The organism is Acinetobacter sp. YH12049 (genome assembly GCF_013419875.1).
GTDB classification, from domain to species: Bacteria; Pseudomonadota; Gammaproteobacteria; order Pseudomonadales; family Moraxellaceae; genus Acinetobacter; species Acinetobacter amyesii.
Genome location: NZ_VOZH01000054.1, coordinates 1 through 13,218, shown reverse-complemented (window position 1 = coordinate 13,218; position 13,218 = coordinate 1). Strand labels below are relative to the sequence as shown.

General features: G+C 41.3%; 12 protein-coding genes. 6 read left to right on the top strand and 6 right to left on the bottom strand.

The genetic code is table 11. The features are described 5' to 3' along the window. Positions 1-462: 462 nt before the first annotated feature. Complete coding sequence (locus FTU05_RS15895; protein WP_180166005.1) at positions 463-1,650, top strand: ammonium transporter; 1,188 nt, start codon at positions 463-465, stop codon at positions 1,648-1,650. 76 nt (positions 1,651-1,726) lie between these two features. Here FTU05_RS15895 and FTU05_RS15890 read toward each other — a convergent pair whose 3' ends face one another. After that, positions 1,727-2,425: an HAD family hydrolase gene (locus FTU05_RS15890; RefSeq protein ID WP_180166003.1), complete on the bottom strand. Its 699-nt coding sequence runs from the start codon at positions 2,423-2,425 to the stop codon at positions 1,727-1,729. A gap of 172 nt (positions 2,426-2,597) precedes the next feature. Between FTU05_RS15890 and FTU05_RS15885 the strand changes: the two genes are divergently transcribed. Next, complete coding sequence (locus FTU05_RS15885) at positions 2,598-3,305, top strand: phosphatase PAP2 family protein (protein ID WP_180166001.1); 708 nt, start codon at positions 2,598-2,600, stop codon at positions 3,303-3,305. Between the two features lie 46 nt (positions 3,306-3,351). Here FTU05_RS15885 and FTU05_RS15880 read toward each other — a convergent pair whose 3' ends face one another. The 5 genes from FTU05_RS15880 to FTU05_RS15860 form a co-directional block, all read right to left on the bottom strand. Continuing rightward, the gene (locus FTU05_RS15880; RefSeq protein WP_180165999.1) at positions 3,352-4,671 is read right to left on the bottom strand and encodes an ATP-binding protein; all 1,320 of its coding nucleotides are present in this window, start codon (positions 4,669-4,671) and stop codon (positions 3,352-3,354) included. A 19-nt stretch (positions 4,672-4,690) separates the two neighbouring features. Further along, on the bottom strand, positions 4,691-5,359 hold the full coding sequence (locus FTU05_RS15875) for a response regulator transcription factor (RefSeq protein ID WP_078189962.1): 669 nt from the start codon (positions 5,357-5,359) through the stop codon (positions 4,691-4,693). A 3-nt stretch (positions 5,360-5,362) separates the two neighbouring features. Continuing rightward, complete coding sequence (locus tag FTU05_RS15870) at positions 5,363-7,033, bottom strand: phosphoethanolamine transferase (RefSeq protein ID WP_180165997.1); 1,671 nt, start codon at positions 7,031-7,033, stop codon at positions 5,363-5,365. Between the two features lie 140 nt (positions 7,034-7,173). After that, positions 7,174-8,280, bottom strand: a complete 1,107-nt coding sequence (locus FTU05_RS15865; RefSeq protein ID WP_180165995.1) for a porin — start codon at positions 8,278-8,280, stop codon at positions 7,174-7,176. A 127-nt stretch (positions 8,281-8,407) separates the two neighbouring features. Continuing rightward, positions 8,408-9,694 (bottom strand): MFS transporter, encoded by a 1,287-nt coding sequence (locus FTU05_RS15860; protein ID WP_180107083.1) that lies wholly within the window; start codon positions 9,692-9,694, stop codon positions 8,408-8,410. Between the two features lie 168 nt (positions 9,695-9,862). Here FTU05_RS15860 and FTU05_RS15855 point away from each other — a divergent pair, with 168 nt between their 5' ends. The 4 genes from FTU05_RS15855 to FTU05_RS15840 all read left to right on the top strand — a co-directional run bounded on the left by FTU05_RS15855 (position 9,863) and on the right by FTU05_RS15840 (position 12,933). Next, the gene (locus FTU05_RS15855) at positions 9,863-10,498 is read left to right on the top strand and encodes a 1-acyl-sn-glycerol-3-phosphate acyltransferase (RefSeq protein WP_180077292.1); all 636 of its coding nucleotides are present in this window, start codon (positions 9,863-9,865) and stop codon (positions 10,496-10,498) included. Between the two features lie 61 nt (positions 10,499-10,559). Then, positions 10,560-11,483, top strand: coding sequence for a patatin-like phospholipase family protein (locus FTU05_RS15850; protein WP_180165993.1), 924 nt, complete (start codon positions 10,560-10,562; stop codon positions 11,481-11,483). Positions 11,484-11,582: 99 nt separating this feature from the next. Beyond that, on the top strand, positions 11,583-12,062 hold the full coding sequence (locus FTU05_RS15845) for an NfeD family protein (protein ID WP_180165991.1): 480 nt from the start codon (positions 11,583-11,585) through the stop codon (positions 12,060-12,062). A gap of 16 nt (positions 12,063-12,078) precedes the next feature. After that, on the top strand, positions 12,079-12,933 hold the full coding sequence (locus FTU05_RS15840; RefSeq protein ID WP_078189969.1) for an SPFH domain-containing protein: 855 nt from the start codon (positions 12,079-12,081) through the stop codon (positions 12,931-12,933). Positions 12,934-13,218: the final 285 nt, after the last annotated feature.

The window sequence follows — 13,218 nt, the reverse complement described above, 5'->3', positions numbered from 1 at the left end:
TGTCTTTTATACGTAATTTAAGGGTTTTCATGTACTTATATTAACAATCAAAACTCAAGGAAAATAGTCCTTAGTTAAATCAAACGACACTTCATGTCGTGTCGCTTATATCTCTGACCTGAAGGACAGAGTTTTACGCTCCATTTGATAAAAATACAAAATAATGAATTGCCCTGAATTAACTCAGAAATGGCGCTATTTGTTTTTCATTTTTTAAACAGATTCAAAAAACATAGTTTTTCACTTAATAATCATTCATTTAATTTTCTCATTGAAAATCACATTTGCACTGTTTTAATGCATTGTTATCACACCCATGCAAGTCTTTGCTTTATATCGAGTCTTATGTATTTTTAAGTTTTTTTAATCAAAATTTCCCTAGCGCCAATCTCTTTTCCATTTTTTTTCGCTCGATATACTGAAGTTCTTTTCGTGAACTAGCGCACTAAACTGGAACACCTTATGCAAAATATAGATCTCCTCTTTCTCCTTCTTGGTGCAGTCTTGGTTCTTGCCATGCATGCAGGCTTTGCATTTTTAGAATTAGGTACAGTACGACATAAAAATCAGGTCAATGCGCTGAGTAAAATTTTGACTGACTTTTCTATTTCCGCAATTGCATACTTTTTTGTGGGTTATTACATCTCTTATGGTCAGCATTTTTTCCATATTGGGGACACTTTAGCCGCCGATCATGGCTACAACTTAATGCGTTGTTTCTTCCTGCTGACTTTTGCCGCAGCCATTCCAGCGATTATTTCAGGTGGTATTGCTGAACGTGCAAAAATGCGGACTCAAGCGATTGCCACATTATTATTGGTCGCTTTGGTCTATCCATTCTTTGAAGGCATGGCATGGAATGGTAATTTTGGATTACAAGCTTGGTTAGAACGTACATTTGGCGCAGCCTTTCATGACTTTGCAGGTTCGGTCGTGGTACATGCCATGGGCGGTTGGATCGCTTTAGCTGCAGTACTTTTACTCGGTGCGCGTCATGGTCGTTACAAAAAAGATGGCCGTATCAGTGCGCATCCACCTTCAAGTATTCCTTTTTTGGCACTCGGTTCTTGGATTCTCATTGTCGGTTGGTTTGGCTTCAACGTAATGAGTGCTCAACGTTTGGATGCCATTTCAGGACTGGTTGCGATTAACTCTCTCATGGCGATGGTCGGTGGCACATTGGCGGCAAACTTCATGGGTAAAAATGACCCGGGCTTCCTTCACAACGGCCCATTAGCAGGTTTAGTCGCTATTTGTGCAGGTTCTGACGTGGTTCATCCTGTCGGTGCGTTGATTATCGGCGCTATCGCAGGTCTGATCTTTGTCAAACTATTTACATACACTCAAAACAAACTCAAAGTCGATGATGTACTTGGCGTTTGGCCACTACATGGTGTCTGTGGAGCTTTTGGTGGCCTAGCTGTAGGCTTATTTGGGCAAAAATGGTTAGGTGGCTTAGGTGGTATTTCAATGATGTCGCAAATTATTGGTACATTCTTAGCCATTGCGATCGCACTAATTGGTGGATTTATCGTTTACGGTACATTAAAAGCTGTAATGGGTATCCGCCTAGATCAAGAAGAAGAATTCCGTGGTGCAGACTTAAGTATTCACCGTATTTCGGCAAACTCTGAAGAAAACATGTTCTAAACAACACAATCTAAAGCGGCATTTATGTCGCTTTTTTTTACCCTGAACTTCGCTTAAAGCTTGAGTTTAAATCACCTTATTTTAGAAAATCTAAGACCTGATCCAAATGCTGAATTTTATTCGGAATGCTGTGCTGTTGTTCAGCACTTAAAGTATGAAAGCCTTCAAGCAAAACGGCAGACATCCCTGCTTGGCTCGCACCATAAATATCATTGACAGGATGATCACCAATAAATAAACACTCGGTTTCTGTCACGCCCAACTCACGACAACTGTGCTGAAATATTTCAACTTTGGGCTTACTGATCCCTGCACTTTCCGAGCTGATGATCTGATCAAAATACGATGCAAAACCTAGTCCATTCAAAATATTCAGGCGTGTGGCATGTCCACCATTCGACACCACCGCCAGTTTATACTGCTGCTGTTTTAGTTGCTGCAGCAAGGTCAATGCTCCCGGCATCGCCACGGCGAACTGACCAAAGTGCTGAAACCAAAATTGTGTGAGCTCATCAAAATCGGGTTGATGTATCCAATCCAGCTCCGTTTGTAGAGCATAAGCGACAGATGCCCCAATACTCGGATGAGTAAGGAGTTCTTTTTTCGGATATCCCCCATTATCTATACGATTAATAATACGTTTAATCTGTACAAGGTCTACCTCCACCAGCGTCGACTGATAAGACACGGCTAAATACTGCGTATAGGCCTGAACGCTGTGATCTCGATGAGTCAAAGTATTATCTAAATCAAAAAGGACTGCACGTATGCTCATAAATCTTTATTACTGAGTTTTCAAAAACTTTAACACAATGCCCGTTTTGCTTTATGCACCTTCTTCACTATCGATATCAATACAGTTCAAATAGCCGATTAAGTCTGATTTAAGTTTTGTGGTTTCAAATAGCAGCATTCAAACAAAATAATTTCAGCACATCACACGACTTATGCTCTCGAACCGCTCCTTTTTATTACGAAAAGCCCTGCTGCTCACACTCAGTTTGGTTGGCCTCCTTTATGTTTTCCCCGTCGGTGGTTCGCTCGACCAAGCTTTTATTCAGCCTTGGGTCGACCTACATGGTGGTTTTCCTCATCGTAATGATTGGGCACTTGCTGTGTTGAACCATCGCTATATCAAGAATATCGTCATAGGTGTGTATGTTCTCTATATCGCAGCATGGATATGCAGTTTTAAATATCCATATCTGAAAGCTCGCAAGTTTGAATTTGGCTATTTTATCGTGGTGGCTCTACTCAGCACGGCAATCATTGGGTTGCTCAAATCACAATCTGCACATGCTTGCCCTTGGAATATGACTGTCGCTACAGCCCACGGCTTTTCTTGGGATTTTTCAGCACGCCAAGGACACTGTTTTCCCGGTGGCCATGCTGCGACTGGTTTTGCCCTAATCACAGGATATTTTGTTTATCGAATACATCGACCTGCCCGTGCGTACTTCTTTTTATCTGCAGGGCTGATTTTAGGCTTTGCTTTTGGCTGGGCGCAAATGATGCGGGGTGCGCATTTTCTCAGTCATAACCTTTGGACCGCATGGATCATTTGGGCATTTAATTGTGTCATGTATGTGTTGTTTTCTCGCCATCTCACTACATCAACTACGCAGCAAAACAGCAAAGCATTTACATGGATCTAATCTTTAAGTATCTAAATTGAGCTTGATCCGAAAATGATTGAGTCACTCATGATTCACTGAATGGGATCTGTAAACTCACTTTCAGACCACCTAGTGTTTCACTTTTAGAAAATTCCAATTCCGCACCGATATGTTTTGCGGCTTTATCCACGATCGCTAGCCCTAAACCACTTCCAGTTTCTTCATGATTATAAATTCGATAAAAGCGTTTACGAATTTGCTCATATAAAGCAGGGTCGATACCAGGCCCGCTATCTTCAACCTGTACAACCGCCTGCCCCGCATGTTCAAAGACGGAGACATTAATCATGCCCTGTGCAGGGGTATATTTGATGGCGTTATCAATCAAATTAAAAATGATTGAATGTACGGTTGGCTCAAGACTATATAAGGCAATGCGCTGTTGTCGCTCCATGCCAAGGTCAATATCTTTTTGCATCGCCAAATGCACCAGTTGCTCCACGCAATTGGTTGCGACTTGCTTAAGATCAAAATGTTGTTTGCGCTCAAGTTCAAAGACCGAGGCATCTTGTTTTGCCAAACTCAATAATTGACTGACCAAATGCTGAATACGAATTAAACCTTTACTCAAATTTTGTAGAGCGTCATCTTGTGGAAATTTTTGTAGCAAAATCTGCATTTGCAAATTCAGTGCGGTAATCGGGGTCCGTAACTCATGCGCTGCGTCAGCAATAAACTGGCGCTGTTCCTGCTGCGACAATGAAATTCGTTCAAACAACTGGTTCATTTCAATAATGGTTGGTGCAATTTCCTCTGGATACGGCATTTGAGAGATTGGAGAAAGTTCAAAGGCATCCCTTTTTGCCAGTTCTTTTTTAAATTTTTCCAGTGGGTTTAAGCTGCGTTGAATCAACCATCCCAAAGCGATTAATGCAAAAGGTATAAAAACCAAATAGGGAATAAACATACTACTAGCCAATTCAGCAGCAAGATGCTGTCGAACCGATTCTTGCTGACTGACCTGAATTTGCCGATCTGCGAGTGGCAAAATATAGGTATGCCACTCATCCTGTTGGGTTCTGTGGGTATAAAAACCGGCTTTGGGCTGAGGCGCGACCAATAATTTTAATTGATGGGTTTGATGCGCATTGGATTGATAAGTCCATACATCGACAAATAAATCTTCTTCGTGATAACGCTTATGTTGATCAAATTCGCTACGAATAGGCTGCGGATCATGCTCTGCAACACGTTCCGCCAAATTTTGCATTTGCGCATCTAAAATTTCATTAATTTCTTCAAGTGCAATTCGATAAGCTGAAAACACCAAAAGACAGCCCAAAAGCATACTGAAAACAGACACATAAATAATTAGTCTCTTTTTCAGAGAATAAGGCTGCTGCATGGTTGATAATTCCTTTGCCTTAACCGAGTCGATAACCTAAACCACGAATGGTGCGAATAAAATCTTTGTCTAATTTTGTTCTGAGATGATGCACATACACTTCTATGGTATTACTGCTGATATCACTATCAAAATCATAAAGCTTATCTTCTAAATTGGCTTTCGAAAAAATCTTATTCGGATGTGTCACTAGTGGAATCAATATGGCCCATTCACGGTTAGATAAATCGACATATTGCCCCTTATAGCGTGCAAGATGCTGTTCGATATCTAAAATCAATTCACCATGTTTTAAAATTTTCTGCGGTGCTTCGACTGAACTCAGCCCTGTGCGTCGAAGAAGCGCATGAATCCGTGCAAGTAATTCATCAAACTCATAAGGCTTGATCAGATAGTCATCTGCCCCATGGTTTAAACCATCTACACGATTTTGTAATTGATCACGTGCCGAGATGATTAACACTGGCAATTTAGGCTGCATTTGACGAATTTGTTTCAGGACTTGCATACCATCCATCATCGGCAAACCTAGATCCAGCAAGACGATATCAATTCCCCCTTGCATTATGAGCTTTAAGCCATCGATGCCATTATTCACCCACTCGACTTCAAACTGTTGATAGTTCAACAAAGTTTTGGTCGATTCGGCAATCATGAAATCATCTTCAATAATAAGTATTTTGTGCATGGCTTAAGTCCTACGCTGTACTGAAGTACATTGTTGCAACATATTGTTTTTTTCATCAATCACTTGAGTCTGCACATCGAGCAAACTCAATAGCGATGGAAATAGATTATCCTGACTTAATTTTTGGCTTTTTTGTGCCATTAAACAAGTATATTGCGCTGAATTATTTTTTTGCCAAGCCGGTGAAAACCACATCAACATCGGCACATGGGTTTGCTGTGACGGTGCAATTGCGTATGGAGAACCGTGTAAATACAAACCATGCTCACCTGTCGACTCACCATGATCGGACAAATACCACAGTCCTGTTTGATAGTTGTTAGTCACTTTTAAGGTGTTAATCAATTCACTCAGCACATGGTCGGTATAGATAATACTGTTGTCATAACTATTTATTAATTCTGTCGAGCTACATCCCTGTATGGCATTGCTATTACAGGTTGGCTTAAATTTTTGAAACGCTGCGGTACTTCGTTTGAAATAAGCAGGGCCATGACTGCCCATTTGGTGTAATACAATTAAACGAGGTGTCTGATCTGCTTTGGGGATCGAAGCCAAATATGCCTTCAAACCATCCACTAAGATTTCATCATGACATTCGCCATCGGCATCACACCACTTTTTCTTCAGCGCTTCAGGAAATTCATATTTTTCAACACGTGTGCATGTGCCCTTACAGCCTGAATTATTATCTAGCCACGTCACCTTATAGCCTGCACGCTGTGCAATATCGAGTAAACCTTCGCGATGACTTGCAAGCTGTTCGTCATATTCGGTTCTCGGCATACCCGAGAACATACAAGGAACAGACACAGCGGTTGCGGTGCCACATGAGCTGACTTGGCTAAAATTGATAATATTTTGCTGACTGAGTTCAGGATTGGTATTTTTAGCATAACCATTCAGTGAAAAACTTTCCGCGCGCGCAGTTTCACCGACCACCAAGACCATCAATTTTGGTAAGCTTTTGGCGCTTACGTTTTCAACCATATGTGCATCTTCACCATAGATCCGCAATGGCAAATTCTGTTTCGGTGCTTTTTTGTGATAATAGGAAAATGTCGAAGCGATACTGTTTTGTGGTGAGAGCTTGCCTTTTAAGTCACGATGCTCACGAAAGATCGCAGCATAATCGACAAAATAAACAAACAGTAAAGCACTCATGAGAATGAGCGACAGCACTATATGTAAACCTTTTTTGGCAACAACTGTGCTAAAGGCTTCTTTATGCAGTGGCAAAAGCCAGATCAATAGCACTGGCAAAATAACCAGTCCAAAGACCCAGATAAAAAATTGTGGCGAGATTAAATCCTGTACTTCCTTTACATCTGTTTGCATCATGTTCTGTACTTGGTCAGATGTAATGGTCACACCTAAACTATTGACGAAATAGGCACTCAAGCCACCAATGATCAGCAAAACACTCGCCAAAAGTTTTGAATTCCATCGCCATTGCAGGAGTTGCATCAGCACATTATAAAGTGCCACCACCACCAGTACGGTTGCCGCTAAAAATAGTCCGGCCTTCAATCCCGTATAAGGTGTGAGCTGCTGGATTTGCTGATAAAACGCGAGGTTCAAAACCACCCCAAGCCATAAGGCAAGCACGAGGTTAAATTGACTTAAACTAAGTCTTGGAATTTTTTGCTGTATTTTAGCTATGACCTGAAGCATATTGGCATCAATTATTGATCTTTGATGCCCTAATCTAAAAATTCAAACTTAAAAATCACTTAAAACTGATCAAAACCAAGCAAGAAAAATCAAAAAAGGCGATGTAAAACATCGCCTTTTGAACAACTTAAATCAAAGTTTTAGAATTTAAATTCTAGACCTGTACCTAGAACAGGTTGTTCACTTTCATTCGAACCTTTTTCAAGTGCTAAGTAACCTGCATAACCATAAGCTTTCACTTGTTTGCTAAATGCATAATCCGCACCTGCAATGAATTGCTGAGCTTCGTAATCCTCACCCACTTTATAGGTCGTAGTATTTTGACTATATTGTGCTTTTACTGTCCAAGCTTTTGCAGAAGGTAGATTGTATTCTGCACCGACTAACCAACCTTGAGCATCATCAATATTTGCTGCTGCAACATCATTACCTTTAGCAGCCTCAACCTCTGATGTTTGATACAGTGCTTTGAGTGCCAAACCACCCTCAAGATTTACACGACCAATCGCACGAACGGTATTTGCAGCAGCAAATGCTTTTGTAACTGCAACTTCAGGACTTTCAGCATTTAAGATCCCTACACCACTAAAGTTCGATGGAATGGCTTTGTCATAGGCTAAACCTGCAACAACAACAGGGCTGTCATAGACAACAGACGCCGACCAAGCATCGCCAAGACCACGACCTGCAGTTTTTACTACACCTTTGTCGCTCTTAATTCCTGAAGATTCACCTGTTGCAAGCAATGCATTAACTTTAATTGCACCTTCAGCAATTTTAAATGCTGGTGATTCATAGACAACAACGTTATCTACACGGTTTTCACCCGTCATGATGCCTGTAACATCAGCACGGTTACCCACGTAGTTGTTGAATGTATCAACCGGACTAGACAATTGTTTTAATGGTGTATCGTGTGCACCTACTTTCAATGTACCAAGTTTCGCATCTTTCAAACCAACGAAGCGGTTACGCTTAGACCAGTCATCGCCTTCGCCGTCTGAGTTAAATGCCCATTCAATTGCATAAACTGCGCTTAAACGGTCAGTCAGTTTTTCATCGCCCTTTAAACCCAAGAAAGAACTGTTTGAACTGATTTCAACGACATCTTTATCTGAAACACCCGTTTTATTATCTTCAGGTAAATAATCAACAGACGCATCAATTTCACCGTAGAAGGTTGGTGCTGCAAAGGTTGACCCAGCCAAAAGGCTCAATGCGATAGCCGCTGCTAACTTAGTTTTCATCAAAAATTTTCCTTAAATTATTTTGTAACAGATATTACACACGCGAAACATATTACAAAATTATTAAAATAATATTTGCATTGCTCTTTTAGTGCTTTAGCTGATAAAAAACAACCAAAATCATGATTTAGAAGTGATTTTGGTCATTTTTTGATGCTTTTCCCCAAAATAGAATCGGGACTAAGCTCAATGCAGCCAAACCTGCGATCCAAAATAAATAAGTGCTATACCCCAACTGATCGGCCACTATGCCACTGATGCTATACAGTCCCCCACTCACCGTCGCCATAATGGCAACCTGAAATGTAAAGTCCGTTGCTGCAAATGCTTTACGACTATATTGCATCACCAAAGTCAGCATGATCACGAGCAGCATGGCTGAAATCATGTCTTCGGCAGCATTGATCCCATAGATCAGCCATTCATGTACGGGCCGTTTTGCCTCGAACTGCAAAGCCAGCCATGCATAGGCCAATAAACTGAATATTTTCAATACCGAATAGAAAACCAAGGCCTGCGCCCGAGAAATATACTTCAAGCTAAGACCTGCAAGCCCCGCCCCAATTAAAGCAGCCACTGCACCCAGCATGGTGACATACAGACCAATTTGACTAAAACTCAATCCTAAATCGACCATCAGTGGCTTAAGTAAGGGTCCTGCTAGACCATCTGCAAGCTTAAAACTCAATAAAATCATCAACCACAGTGTGAGAGTTTTAGTTTGAGTAAAATAAGTCAGATACTGGCGAATGGCGTAGAACAAGCCTGAAGTATGTTTATGGTTGTTATCATGCTCTTGAGAGGATTTTATATTGAGCTGTGGCTTTGAAGGTTCTCGATAGAGAAAAATAGGAATCGTATTCATGAACACCAATGCCGCTAAAAACAGAAAGGTGGCTTGCCAATCCAACCAATCCAAGGCCCAAAGTACAGCACCACCGCCCACGATAAAGCCGAGTCTGGAACCAATCACCTGAAAAGTATTGCCCCAGTGCTGTTGGTCAGTTTTTAAAATATTGACAGCCAAGCCATCGGTTGCGACATCTTGAGTTGCACCGACCAAATTCATACTGAGTAAAGCCACAAAAAATAGCAGCAAATACATCGGTTCATTCAAGCTTTGGATCGGCAAAAAAGACAGGAAGACCAAGACCACCACGGACAACAACTGCATTGGAATAATCCAACTCCGATAGTGCCCTTTGGACCTTGAACCATGCCGATCAATCCACGGTGCCCAGAAAACTTTGATCGACCATGGCAGCATGAGTAATCCAAAACCACCAATATGCGCCAAAGATACACCTTGCGCTCTTAAAATCACTGGTAAAGCATGCGTCATAAAACCGACAGGTAACCCTTGCGCCCAATATAAGGAAAACAGTAAAAGATAGAGCTGACGAAGCTGGATCATAAGTTCCTAAATGTTGAATGCGCTGAAGTTACATTTAGAGTAGTCAAAATACGGCTATTTTGCCAATGATCTAAAAAAATCATCGACCTAAGATAAAGGTCAATACTGATGCCGTATTTTTAAAGTGCATCACGTCGAAAATGGATTTCACCTATATAAGAATATGCAATGAATCAAAAGACTCAATTATTTCCAGTTTTGCCCGATCAAGTTCCATCACGCGGCTCCCCCCTGAGCCGCGCTATTTTTAAAAAACTTTTTTTGGCACAAGGATGGAAATTTGACGGCGAATTTCCCAACCTTGCCAAAGCTGTGGCAATCATTTCTCCACATACTTCTAATATAGATGCATGGCACGGTTTTCTCGCCTTGCTTGGGATCGGGATAAAAATAACCATTTTTGGCAAAAACACCCTTTTCGATACTCCCTTAAAGCCACTTTTAGATTGGGTCGGCGTGATCCCTGTGCAGCGTGAAAATCCACATGGACTGACACGTGAAATTGCTGAGATTGTCCAAGCGACAGATCAAATTTGGATTGGAATGGCACCTGAGGGAACACGAAAAAAAGCCGATAAAATCAGGAGTGGTTTTTACTATATTGCCTATGAAGCACAGATTCCTATCGTGATGTTTAGCTTTGATTATGCAAAGAAAACCATTCATTGCTTGGGTGTTTTTGAACCGAGTGGAGATTTTGAAACTGATCTCGAAAAAATTTTGAAGATATATGACGGGAAATTTTCCCCGAAAAATCCCGAATGGTTGGCCTTGCCGTTACAAAAGCACTGGAAAAAGCCCTAGTCAAATGGCTATTTTTTTGATGTGATGTGCACTTTGTATATTTAACCATCAGATTTCACCCATGAAACTTTTGCATTACCTGATTCCTAGCCTCTTCGTATTGGCACTCGCTGGCTGTGATTCCGCAACCAAAACGCCTGCAACCACGACACCTACACCTGCCAAAGCACGTGAACCGGTGATCGCGATTGCGCTCGGTGGTGGCGGTGCCAAAGGTTTTGCTCATATTGGTGTGCTTAAAGTGCTCGAATCGCACGGTATTAAACCTAAAATTGTGACTGGGACCAGTGCGGGTAGTTTTGTCGGTAGCTTGTACGCCAGCGGTAAAACACCTTATCAAATGCAGCAATTGGCCCTGAACTTTAAAGAGTCCGATATTCGTGACTTAACCTTAAATAGCCAAGGCATTATTCAAGGGCAAAAACTGCAAGACTTTGTTAATAAAAACGTCGGCAATAAATCGATTGAACAATTTCCAAAACGCTTTGCTGCTGTAGCCACCCGTTTGGATAATGGCAGTAAAACTGAATTTAACCGTGGTAATGCAGGCCAAGCGGTACGTGCATCGTGCAGCATTCCAAATGTATTTGTACCTGCAACCATTGCAGGGGTGAAATATGTCGATGGTGGTTTAGTCAGCCCGATTCCAGTGAAAACGGCACGTGATATGGGTGCAGATATCGTGATTGCGGTTGATATTTCTGTGCGTCCTGACGGTAGCAAAGCCGTAAGCATGTTTGGTTTACTCGATCAAACCATTAACATAATGGGACAACAAAGTATTAATGAAGAACTGAAAAATGCCAATTTCGTGATTCAACCGAAAGTGGGACATATTGGCACACTCGATTTGAAGTCGAGCAATGCGACGATTTTAGAAGGTGAAAAAGCGGCACAGCTTAAAGTGAATAGCATTATTAAGGCGATCGACAACTTTAAACAGTCCCCTGCGGCCTTTAAACCTGCACCAAAAGCGAAAATATAATTCAACGATTTTTTTTATATTCATTGAGTTATACATCTGCTACATTGATATAGATACTGGTTCATCTATATCAATTCACCCTTATATAAGAGTAGATGTATGGAATTTATTTTAGAACCTTGGCACTGGTTTGTATTGGGCGTCGCTTTGATGCTTTTTGAACTAATTTTGCCGTCTTTTGCTGCGCTCTGGTTTGGCGTTTCTGCAATTTTGGTTGGGATCTTATATTGGATCTTTCCATCCATGAACTTTAATGTCCAAATTGTGGTTTGGATTATTTTTGCCGTGCTCTGCACATTTTTGTGGTTCAAATTTATTAAGCCTTTATCCATCGATAAAACCAAAGCAGGTCTGTCCCGTGAAGCGACGATTGGCCAAGTGGGTATGGTGATTCAAACCCAGCTCAATCATGGCAGCGTAAAAGTTCGCTTCCCAATGCCTGTTTTAGGTTCAGACGAATGGCATTGCCGTACCCAAGATGCACTTCAAGTCGGTGATCGCGTTCGCGTGACCGATATTTTAGGCAATGATTTAGTCGTCCAACTGCACAGCAGCAACCACCCCGCTGACAATCCATAAATAAGTGAGAAATGACATGTCTGGTGTTTCTATTGTTTTTTTAGCGCTCTTAGTTTTTGTAGCCGTCACCATTTTTAAAGGTGTTCGTATTGTTCCCCAAGGTTATAAATGGATTGTTCAGCGTTTAGGTAAATACCATACCACGCTCAATCCGGGACTGAACTTTGTGATTCCGTATGTCGATGAAGTGGCTTATAAAGTCACAACCAAAGATATCGTCTTAGATATCCCCTCTCAGGAAGTGATCACACGTGACAACGCGGTACTGCTGATGAATGCTGTGGCTTATATCAATTTAACCACACCTGAAAAAGCAGTTTACGGTATTGAAAACTACACATGGGCGATTCAAAACTTAGTTCAAACCTCTTTACGTTCAATTGTCGGTGAAATGGACCTCGATGATGCACTGTCATCGCGTGATCATATTAAGGCTAAACTTAAAGCTGCTATTTCTGACGATATCTCTGACTGGGGAATTACGCTTAAAACTGTAGAAATTCAAGATATTAAACCTTCTCATACCATGCAAGCTGCGATGGAAGAGCAAGCGGCCGCTGAACGTCAACGTCGTGCGACAGTGACCAAGGCAGACGGTGAAAAACAAGCGGCTATTTTGGAAGCAGATGGTCGTTTAGAAGCCTCTCGTCGTGATGCAGAAGCTCAAGTTGTACTGGCAGAATCTTCACAGCGTGCAATTGAAATGGTGAGTTCAGCCGTCGGCGATAAAGAAATTCCAGTTGCTTACTTACTGGGTGAACAATACGTTAAAGCCATGCAAGATATGGCTAAATCTAATAATGCCAAAACTGTGGTTTTACCTGCGGATGTACTGAATACGATTCGTGGTGTGATGGGACGTAATAACTAAATCTTCGCATTAATTAAAATGGGTCGTGATATACGGCCCATTTTTATGCCCAAAACAAAAAAGAAGGCAAAGTTTGTCAATTTATGTTTAAATTTCACGTTATTTTTTTGACGTTTTAGGACTTATCGTTCGATTTCACCTACTTGGCTTAGGCAAATCGTAAGCGTCCGCTGAACACACCTTATGAATTCATCCTATAAGCCTTAATTTAGTCCCCACTTAAAAACAAGTGGGGACTTAAATTTATGACTACAAATAATCAGACATCCATCGTATCTCTTGCGA